Genomic DNA, 8265 nt, shown 5'->3' with positions numbered 1-8265 from the left:
TTCTCTTCGACAAAACTGGGTTGACTTATACGACAGCCTCAAAGAGAAAAAGTAAGTCTCTCAATTTTAGTTCTCGGAAACTATACGCGAACACTTTTCTCTTTGTTTTACTCTTTATTTTCCTTAACCGAGCAGTATTGCATCCCGACCTGTTTTTGTTTGGTCAAAAACACCTCCTGGATTAAGTAGCATATCTGGGCGTGAAACCGGAATGGGTAGCCGAGAAAATTGTCCTAAGGTTGAAACTCCACTAACTGCCTTGATACCCTTTAGAGAGCGAGGTTTGGCAACTAAACAAAAGGACAATTCAGCCCCGAAGGATGTGTGGGGGCTAACTACTGCAGAACGTCCAACTTTTTGGTTTTACGTTCCTTACACAAAAGATGTTGCCAACTTGAGTGCTGAGTTTGTGCTGCAAGATGGTGAGGAAAATGATGTTTATCGTCAGGCGATCGCATTACCGCCAAAACCAGGAGTAATGAGTGTCCCCCTCCCGTCTACTGTTGCACCTCTACAAGTAAGCAAAACATATCGCTGGTACTTTAAAGTTCATTGCAATCAGCAACAAACAGCAAGTTATCCTGTTCAAGTTGAAGGAGACATTCAACGAGTCAGTTTGCAATCAAACGTAGCGAAGCAGCTAGCAGCAGCGACAGATCCGCGAGAAAAGATTGCCATTTATGCCGCATCGGGGATTTGGTACGATCCGCTGAATATGCTGGCACAACTCCGCCTTGCTAATCCCAACGATGTATCTTTAGCTACAGATTGGCAAAGTCTCTTGCAATCTATCAAATTACAGCAACTTGCTACAGCTACTCTGCTTAATTAATTTTGGCTTTGATATATAAGTGAATATAAGGTAAAGTGATGTATTCATTATTCCCAGCAAGTTGGTTTAGGGGCTTGACTCCTAAGCTAATTGCTAGCTTTTCGCTGCTAATTGCCTCACCAGTTTTTGCCCAAACATCTCCCGTCCCACCTGGTGACAAACCGAATCCTAACCGCGATCGCTTCCCCCAACCCTTACCCACACCCCAACCTCTCCCTCAAGACGATACGCCACCCATTGCCCCAACGGAGCCGGTACCAACCCCTGCACCTGAAGAACCATCAGTCAACATTCCTGTCAGCAAAATTGAAGTTACAGGCAGTACTATTCTCTCGCAAGAGGAAATCGCCACCATCACCAAACCCTTTGAAGCACGTACCGTCACCCTCAAAGACCTCAGAGGCGTTGTAAGTAGTATCACGCAAATTTACCTGAGTCGGGGTTACATTACCTCTAGGGCAGTTTTAGCAGACCAGACGATTGCTGACGGTGTGGTAAAAATCCTGGTAATTGAAGGCTCCCTAGAAAAAATTGAGGTAGAAGGTATCCGCAGATTGAATCCTGCTTATGTTCGCAGTCGGATTCAACTGGGTGTAACACCACTTAGAGCAGACAAACTCGAAGACCAACTGAGACTGCTGAAAACCGATCCGTTATTTACTAACATTGAAGCAACGCTGAAGCCGGGAACCGAACTTGGTAAAAGCATTCTCACAGTCAGAGTTACCGAAGCAAATGCTCTCACTGGCTTTGTGGGAGTTGACAATTACTCACCCCCTGCTGTGGGTTCAGAACGCTTGGGTGGTATTATCACCTACCGCAACCTTACCGGGTTGGGTGATGAACTTAGCGCTTATTACTATCGCACCACAGCAGGCGGTGCTAATTCCTTTGACTTTAACTACCGAGTTCCTGTCAATGCGATGAACGGAACTGTACAGTTCCGCTATGCCCCTAGCGATAGCAAAATCATTGAAGCCCCATTTTCTCAGTTTAACATTACTGCCGACAGCAAGCTGTATGAAATTAGCTATCGTCAACCAGTAATACGGAATCCCCGTGAGGAATTTGCATTGTCTGTTGGGTTTGCTGTGCAGGACGGGCAAACCTTCTTAGAAGGCGCACCCTACACTTTTGGCGAAGGTGCTGACCGAGGTAACAGCAAGACACGGGTGCTGAAGTTTGGGCAGGATTATGTTAAACGCGATCGCTCTGGTGCATGGGCATTGCGATCGCAATTCAGCTTTGGTCTTGATGTTCTCGATGCTACAGTCAACTCAGACCCCTTACCAGATGGGCGCTTCTTCAGTTGGTTGGGGCAACTTCAACGAGTGCAACGCCTTGGCAGGGACAATTTACTGATTGCTCAAGCAGACGTGCAACTCAGTCCTGATAGTTTACTACCCTCTCAACAATTTGTGATTGGTGGTGGGCAATCGTTACGGGGTTATCGGCAGAACGCCCGTTCGGGAGACAATGGCTTTCGTGTGTCGGTAGAAGACCGTATCGCCATCCAACGGGATGAAGCTGGACAGCCAAATTTGCAATTTGCGCCCTTTGTTGATGTGGGAGGAGTTTGGAGTAAATCTGATAATCCTAACAAATTAACAGGAGAAACCTTTTTAGCATCTGTCGGTTTGGGATTGATTTGGGAACCGATTCCGCGCTTAGGCGTGCGACTTGATTACGCAGTGCCAATAATTGAATGGGGCGATCGCGGTAACAACGCCCAAGACCGAGGTTTTAACTTTAGTGTCGGCTACAACTTTTGATGCGCGAGCTTTTAATTTTAAGTTTTGAGTATTAAGGTGTAAAATTCAACAGAAAAATGCTCAATTTATAAACTAACGGGTAAAGTGATCGCCTTCTACTTTTTTAAGTATTTATACTAAAACAATTTTGGGTTATTGGTTGCGTCTGCTAGTTGTTTTTCACCAATGATTTATCACAAAGGAAATTAATAAGTAATGAAAGTAACAGCATACTTATTTCTGAAATTGAATTTGGTTAAGGCGGGGCAACCAACTCGGAGGATTTTTGTAGTCGGTAAGGCTTGCATCACAAGTTTGTTGTTCACCACATTTATAGTTGTAAACGGACTGCAAACTGCGGCAAAAGCGCAGATTACACCAGCTACTAACGATGCCGGTACTGTCGTCAACCAAAATGGCAATACCTTAAATATTGAAGGTGGCACTAATGCAGGAGCAAATCTACTTCACAGCTTTGAAAAATTCGGAGTCAATCAAGATCAAACTGCTAACTTTATTTCCAAGCCAGAAATTCAAAACATTTTGGGTCGAGTGACTGGCGGGGATGCTTCTATTATCAACGGGATAATTCAAGTTACGGGTGGCAATTCTAACTTGTATTTGATGAATCCCGCTGGAATTCTATTTGGTTCAGGTGTTAGGTTGAATGTGCCTGCATCTTTCACTGCGACAACTGCGAACGGCATCGAGTTAGGCGATAAGTGGTTTAATGCAATAGGTACGAATGACTACGCAGCTTTAGTGGGAAATCCAAGTGCGTTTGCATTTACCATGAATCAACCGGGAGCGATTGCTAATGCTAGTACGTTAGCTGTTGGCACGGGAAAAAATCTTACATTAGTTGGCGGTACGGTTATTAATACTGGAGAACTTCGAGCTTGGGGAGGTCAAGTTGTTGTTGCTACAGTTGCTGGTGAGCGAGTAGTGCGAATTAGCCAACCGGGAAACATCCTCAGTCTGGAAGTTCAGCCACTATCAGCATCTGCAAATCCACCTGAAAAGTGGTCTTTACCTATTTTATCCCTGCCACAACTGCTGACGGGCGGTGACATAAATAATAGTCCAAGTGGTGTAACTGTCAGCGACGATAAGGTGACGTTGACAAGTTCAGGTATACAGATACAGAACGGAGATGTGGTGGCGGGTTCTGTTTTAGCCCAAAATGCCAAGCTATCATCGAACCGCAATCTGATTTCTGTGAGTAAATCCGTCGGGCAGGAATTAACCACCGCTAGTGATTTAACTCTGCAAGCTGAGAATACTGTACAGTTTAGGGATGATTCAAACTTTCTTGCTTTGCAAGTCGGGGGTAATTTAAAAGTTCAGGGGAACAAAAGCATTGATATCCAGTTAAGTAATCTGCTTTCTATCTTCAGCACGGGCGGTAACCTGAATTTAGTTAGCGATGGCAAAATTATTGGCAACACTACTTTTATTACAGGTGGAAATTTTTCAGTAATCAACCTTTCTGGTGGAGTTGGAAACTTTACCTCTAATTTTTTAAGTTCAAGTGCAACCAATACACAGGGAATCATTAGCTCGAATGGCGATGTTAATTTTGGCAATTACGAAGGTTCCTCGCTGAAGGTAGAAGCCAAAGGTAGTATAACTGGTGGAGATATCAAGATTACTGATCCGAATGTGTCTCTGGTTGGAACAGATCCAGATATTGCAGTTCTCCAAAGCAGCCCATCGCTGATTTTGCGAGCAGGTGTGAGTGAGTTACGCAATGCGCCTAGCACGCCTTCGAGTTTCTTGGGATCAGCTTTTGAATATACCGAAATGCCCACATCACCAGGAAATATTACAGTGGGTAACATTACGATTTCATCTTCATTACTGACGAACAATCAATCTCTGGGTCCGGTAATACTGTCTGCAATAGGCAATATCAGTGTAAATGGAAATATGTCTGCTCAAATTCCCTCATTTGATAGTAATGATAGAAACAGCCCAGTTGTTCTGAATTCATCAGGAGGTGGCATTACGGTTGCAGGAGATATTACAGCAGGTAATATTATGCTGTCCAGTGCAAAGGATATTACTACAGGGAACATCGACGCTATCTCGGTAAATAGTGTTTCAAACAGCTTGGATACTGGATTCTTGTCTTCCAAAACAGGCAACATTGTAGTCAATAGTGTCAAGGTTCAGTTTGGGAGTATAGACGTTAATGCTGCTGGTGTTTTTCAAGTTAGAGGGACTTACCTGACAGGGTTTAGCAATTTAGGGTCTATAAATGTAGGTAACCTTAAGATTCCTGTTAGTATTCAGGCACAGCAAAACATAAATATCCAGCATAGTAGTGTAAGTTTCACGCATGGTTTCGGTTTAGAAAGAGATGCGGCTGGAAATCCTATATTCAGGATAGATGGTAAACAAGTTTTCTTTCAACCCGGTCAAGAGGGACAACTTGATTTTGTTGATGCAAATGGAATTCGTCTTGACCCTGAACTTGTAAATGTCAAAAATGTAGACTTCAATCCCAACTCTGTTCCGTCGGATGCTAGCTATACCACTGGGTTGATTATTATCAAAGGTGGAGTTGATGCAGCTCTTTATGGTGTCTTTCGAGATACACAACTGTCCTCTAGTGATAACATCAGTGTAGTTTCCGTCCCTCGACCTGAAGATCCGATTGTAAGCAATCCAAGCAATCCAAGCAATCCAAGCAATCCAAGCAATCCAAACAATCCAAACAATCCAAATAATCCAAGCAATCCAAACAATCCAAATAATCCAAGCAATCCAAACAATCCAAATAATCCAAGCAATCCAAGCAATCCAAGCAATCCAAACAATCCAAATAATCCAAGCAATCCAAGCAATCCAAATAATCCAAATAATCCTACTAAACCGGGAATCGACGATTCTCAGGCTCAAACTGCACAGCGACAACTTAACAAACCATCCCAAAATCCTGCTTGTCCGCCCTCAAATACAGTAGTTTCGCTTAACTCAAGAGAAAATCCCACACGTGGAGAAACTACGAATTCTCTAACATCAACAACAGCCAATCCGTGTAGAGAAGAAAATAAGGATACCAATATTCTTCGCTTTGTTAGAGATAATCAGACTAAACCTATCCCAAATCCTAACCCTACGCCTCCGTCAGAGACTAAAAAGTAGGAATAAGCTATAGTCCTAGAAATTACCCGTTTGGGCTAATGTCGTGTCTGATTGCTTACCCATAATTCAAAGCAGACCCCGAATCCTTCACAGCTTGCAGGGAGGAGTGCTTTTTATTTGCCTCAGTGTCTTGATTACTCTACTGATAAGTTTGATACCTTTTCGTCAAAATTTGCTGGCTATCTCCGTTTCGCCTCCAGCCCAAATAACGACTCCTGAAACAGCCGATCGCCTGTTTGAGCAAGGTATTGAATATTACCAGGCAAAGCAACTACAGTTAGCAATTCAATTTTGGCAGCAGTCGCTTACCGCTTACCGTACTCTGAAAGACCGTCCTGCCCAAGCAGCAACGCTGAAAAATTTAAGCGCAGTTTACCTGCTTTTACCTGACCACCCAAAAGCGATCGCTTACTTGCAGCAATATCTAAATATCACGCGAGAACTGGGCGATCACCTCAATGAAGAAAATGCTTTAGTCACGTTAGCAGACACCTATGTAAAAGCCAACAGTTATACAAAAGCGATTGAATACTACCAGCAGAGTTTAAAAATTATTCAGCAATTGAGCAATTCTCCACAGGAGAAGCAACGCCAACGCTCACAAAAAGCAGTGATTTTAGGCAATTTGGCGATCGCTTACCGAGTAGTAGGAAACTACAGTGCTGCTATTGAATTCAATCACAAAGCGCTGCAAATTTTTCGAGAACTCAAAGACTATCAAACACAAGGAAAAGTTTTAGGAAATCTCGGTAATGCCTATCAGTCTTTAGGCGATTATGACAATGCAATTGCTTCCTACCAAGAGAGCTTAAATATTGTTCAAACAATTAAAGATAACGCCCAGGAAGGAGTTATTTTAGGATATTTAGGCGCTATTTACGCCAATTTGGGTCAATACGACAATGCGATCGCCTTTCATAAACAAAGCCTGAAAATTAATCAGTCAATTGGCGATAGTGAAGGACAGTCTAGCACCCTAATCAACTTGGGATCTACTTATCATTCTTTGCGTCAAGGCGATAAAGCCCGCACATACTACCAACAGGCATTGGAACTAGCTTCTTCAGCAGGCGATCGTAAAAGAGAAGGCGAAGCGCTGGGTAGTTTGGGACTGGTTTACGAAGATTCCCACGACTACCCAAAGGCAATTCAATATCAAGAGCAAGCTTTAGCAATTGCCAGAACAATAGGAGATCCAGAAGCCGAAGGCAAAGCGCTTAACAACTTTGGTCATGCTTTGTTCGCTGCTGGTAAACTCAAAGAAGCTGAAGACAAACTCCGTGCCGCCGTCAAACTCCTCGATGGTCTACGTCCCGGACTCGACGACACTTACAAAGTCTCTATCTTCGATACTCAAGTATACACCTACAACCTGCTGCAACAAATCCTGGTTGCCGCCAACAAACCTGAAGCTTCCCTAGAAGCCGCAGAACAAGGACGCGCCCGCGCCTTTGCCGACTTACTTGCTAGACGCATGTATCAAGAAGGCGAAAAGCAAAAATCGGTATCATCAATTACCGACAACCCGCCACCGAGTATTGAAAAAATTCGTCAAATCGCCCGTCAACAAAATGCCACATTGGTAGAATATGCGATTGTTCCCGATGATGACTTTAAGTTTCGGGGTAAACAGCGAGGCAGAGAGCAAGAACTATTCATCTGGGTAGTACAACCTAGTGGTAAAGTTGCATTTCGGCGAGTTGATTTAAGACCGCTGTGGCAAAAAGGTGGAACCCTTGCTGATGTTATTAATATTTCCCATTGCTTCACTCTTGACAGAAGTGCCAATGTTGACAAGTGCCTCAGTAAACCTGCTGGGAAAGGCGAACAACTGATGCAAGCACTGCGTCAAATGAAACCTGCCCAAGCGGCAAAATCATCTTCTAAAAGTCAGGACTTCAGGCAGATACTCCATCAACTCTTGATTCAGCCGATCGCCGATCTCTTGCCCGTTAACCCAGATGCTCATATTATTTTTATACCCCAAGAAACCTTATTCTCAGTTCCTTTCCCAGCCCTCCAAGATACTAATGGCAAATATCTAATCGAGAAGCACACTATTCTGACTGCGCCATCAATACAAGTGCTAGATTTGACACGTAATTTGAAAGATAAAAGACGGATGGCAGGAGGGAAAAATTCTTCAATCTTCAGTTCTCCAGCTTCTGCCCTAATTGTCGGCAACCCCGTTATGCCCAAACCCTTAGAACAACTACCACAAGCGGAACAAGAAGCTCTTGATATCGCTAAACTGTTCAAGACTACTGCAATCATTGGCGCACAGGCAACGAAAGCTAACATTTTGGAAAAGTTACCTAAAGCTAGACTGGTACATTTAGCCACACACGGATTACTTGAGTATGGCAATCAGAACACAGATTTAGGAGTACCGGGAGCGATCGCTCTTGCACCATCGCTTAAGGATGACGGCTTTCTCACAGCCAGTGAAATTCTTAATCTGCGTCTGAATGCTGAACTCGTTGTTCTTAGCGCTTGCAAAACCGGAAGAGGAAGAATTTCTGGAGACGGAGT

The 8265-nt window shown here is 43.7% G+C and carries 4 protein-coding genes; all 4 read left to right on the top strand.

Translation table 11 applies throughout. The features are described 5' to 3' along the window. Positions 1-211: 211 nt before the first annotated feature. Entirely contained in the window at positions 212-832 is a 621-nt protein-coding gene (locus ACEW80_RS06805; RefSeq protein ID WP_373525870.1) for a DUF928 domain-containing protein, read from the top strand. Between the two features lie 74 nt (positions 833-906). After that, entirely contained in the window at positions 907-2604 is a 1698-nt protein-coding gene (locus ACEW80_RS06800) for a ShlB/FhaC/HecB family hemolysin secretion/activation protein (RefSeq protein ID WP_373525869.1), read from the top strand. A gap of 195 nt (positions 2605-2799) precedes the next feature. Next, positions 2800-5733: a filamentous hemagglutinin N-terminal domain-containing protein gene (locus ACEW80_RS06795; protein ID WP_373525868.1), complete on the top strand. Its 2934-nt coding sequence runs from the start codon at positions 2800-2802 to the stop codon at positions 5731-5733. 106 nt (positions 5734-5839) lie between these two features. After that, positions 5840-8265: tetratricopeptide repeat protein (locus ACEW80_RS06790; protein WP_373525867.1), on the top strand; the 2426-nt coding region annotated here is incomplete at its 3' end.

This window comes from Nostoc sp., from assembly GCF_041747015.1.
Classification (GTDB): domain Bacteria; phylum Cyanobacteriota; class Cyanobacteriia; order Cyanobacteriales; family Nostocaceae; genus Nostoc.
This window is presented reverse-complemented; position numbering and strand designations above follow the sequence as displayed.